The 2,284-nt window shown below is 76.4% G+C and carries 1 protein-coding gene; it reads right to left on the reverse strand.

Annotation, left to right across the window (positions count from 1 at the left end):
* Positions 1-2,284, reverse strand: a 2,284-nt coding sequence (locus tag AC507J_RS32175; RefSeq protein ID WP_496294307.1) for a type I polyketide synthase, incomplete at both ends; no start/stop codon positions are given.

Genomic DNA, 2,284 nt, shown 5'->3' on the forward strand with positions numbered 1-2,284 from the left:
GTGGAAGGCCCAGGTGACCTCGACGGTCTGGTCGGGCGAGTAGCCGAGCACCTGCGCCACCTGTGCCCGGACGACGGCCAGTAGCGCTTCCGCCCGGTCCTCGGCCGGCAACGCGGCAAGCTGGTCCTGTGCGGTGGCGTCGGTCGCGGCGCGGCGGGCCGGGGCACGGACCAACCCGCGCAGCAGCGACGGCAGGTCCGGGACCGCGGCCAGCGCCTGCCGGTCGAGGCGCACCGCGAGCGGGGCGGCGGTGGTGGCGGCGAGCGCGGCGTCGAAGAGGGTCAGGCCCTCGGCGACGGTCAGCGGCAGCACACCGCCCCGGGCGATGCGCGCCCGGTCCGCCTCACCCAGCGCGCCGCCCATCCCGCCGGTGCCGTCCCACAGACCCCAGCCCACGGAGACGGCCGGCAGACCGGTCGAGCGGCGGTACGCGGCGAGCCCGTCCACGAACCCGTTGGCCGCCGCGTAGGCGCCCTGTCCGGCGGCGCCGAGTACCGCCGCCGCCGACGAGAACAACACGAATGCGGAGAGATCCCGGTCGGCGGTCAGCTCGTGCAGCAGCCACGCGCCCTCGGCCTTGGCCCGCAGCACTCCGGCCAGCCGCTCCCCGCTGAGCGAACCGATCATGCCGTCGTCGAGCACACCGGCGGCGTGCACCACACCACTGAGGTCGTCGACCTCGGCCAGCGCTGCCGCCAGCGCCGCCCGGTCACCGACGTCGCAGCGCACCACGCGTACCCGGGCACCGGCCGCCGACAACTGCGCCACCAGTTCCTCCGGCGCGCCACTGCGGCCGAGCAGCAGCAGACTGGTCACCCCGTACGCGGTGACCAGGTGCCGGGCCACGTGCCCGCCCAGCTCGCCCGAGGCGCCGGTGATCAACACCGTGCCGGCGCCGGTGAAGGGCGCCGCAACGGGTCGTACGCTCGCCCGGGCCAGCCGGGCGCCGTAGAGCGCGCCACCGCGTACCGCGAGCTGCGGCTCGTCGGCGGCCAGCAGCAGCGGGACGTCCAGTTCGTCGTCCGGGCCGAGGTCGGCCAGGACGATCCGGCCGGGTTCCTCGGCCTGTGCGGCGCGGACGAGACCCCAGACCCCGGCCTGCGCCACGTCGGAGACACCGGATCCGGCCGCGTCCACCGCACCTCGGGTGACGATCACCAGCCGGGAGTCGTCGCCCCGGCGCAGCCACTGCTGCACCTGGTCGAGGACTCCGGCCACGACGTCACCGACCGGGCCGGCGTCGGCCCGCACCACGACCGGCTGTTCGGTGCCGTCCACGCCGGCCGGAACCGGCAGCGGAACCCAGTCCACCTGGTACAGACCGTCAGGTGCGGCGCCGGTGAAGGTGCCGGGCTCGACGGTGTGCAGGGCCAGGGACCGGACGGAGGCGACCGGGGCGCCGGTGGCGTCGGCGACCTCGACCGTCACGGCACCCGGCCCGGCCGGACGGACCCGCACCCGGGCGACCGAGGCGCCCGTGGCGTGCAGGGCGACACCGGACCAGGCGAACGGAATGGCCGCGCGGTCGGCGTCGCCGGTTGCCGCGAGCACGTGCAGGGTCGCGTCGAGCAGAGCCGGGTGCATGCCGTACCCGTCGCCGGTCACGCCGTCGGGAAGTGCGACCTCGGCGTACAGGTCGTCGCCGTCCCGCCAGGCGGCCCGCAGTCCCTGGAACGTCGGCCCGTACGGCAGGCCGGCGCCGGCCAGCTGCTCGTAGAGCCCGTCGAGGGCCAGCGGGCGGGCGGCGGCTGGCGGCCAGGCGACCGTGCCGGGCGTCACGGGTACGGTGCTGGCCAGCGCCCCGGAGGCGTGCCGGGTCCAGGAACCGCCGTCGGTACGGGAGTGGATGCTTACCAGGTCGCCGGTGACCGCGACCTGGACGTCGACCGCCCCGCTCTCGGGCAGCACCAGGGGCTCCTCGATGGTCAGCTCGTCGATGCCGGCCGCGCCGGCCTCGTCGGCCGCCCGCAGCGCCAGCTCGACGAAGCCGGTGCCCGGGAAGACGACCGCGCTGCCGACCCGGTGGTCGGCCAGCCAGGGCTGCGCCTGCACGGAGAGCCGGCCGGTGAGCAGCACGCCGGCCGAGCCGGCCAGCTCCACCGCCGCGCCGAGCAGCGGGTGATCGGCGGCGGTGAGCCCGGCCCGGGTGACGTCGGTGGCGGGTAGGGCGTCGATCCAGTAGCGGCGGTGCTGGAAGGGGTACGTGGGCAGGTCCACCCGGCGGCCGCCCCACGGGGCGTACATGGCCCGCCAGTCGACGTCCACACCGGCGCGCCACAGCTGC

It is taken from the genome of Micromonospora sp. PRAS1, from assembly GCF_059553435.1.